Origin of the sequence: Streptomyces sp. 8L (genome assembly GCF_020176795.1) — a bacterium.
In the GTDB taxonomy this organism is placed as follows: domain Bacteria; phylum Actinomycetota; class Actinomycetes; order Streptomycetales; family Streptomycetaceae; genus Streptomyces.
The window spans coordinates 1-282 of sequence record NZ_JAIUKE010000501.1; the positions used below are offsets into that span (position 1 = coordinate 1).

Sequence of the window (282 nt, forward strand, 5' to 3'; positions counted from 1 at the left end):
CCCGCCCCCCCCCCCCCCCCCCCCCCCCCCCCCCCCCCGCGGCCCCCCCCCCCCGGGGGGCGCCCCCCCCCCCCCCCCCCCCCCCCCCCCCCCCCCCCCCCCGTCCAGCGGCTCCCGGCGCCCGGGTCAGGCCGTCGCGCGCGGGTCCTCGCTGAAGATCAGGGACTTGATGGTCACGGGGACCGTGTTCGAGGGGAAGCGCCGCCGGCCGATGTCGATGTAGTCGAAGTCCCGCAGGGCGACCCCGTCGATCACCAGGATCTCCCCCGCCACCCCCAACTC

General features: G+C 81.2%; 1 protein-coding gene. It reads right to left on the reverse strand.

Features of this window, described 5'->3' with window-relative positions; translation table 11 throughout:
- Positions 1-126: 126 nt before the first annotated feature.
- Positions 127-273, reverse strand: a complete 147-nt coding sequence (locus LCE31_RS32480) for an ethanolamine ammonia-lyase reactivating factor EutA (protein WP_225020819.1) — start codon at positions 271-273, stop codon at positions 127-129.
- Positions 274-282: the final 9 nt, after the last annotated feature.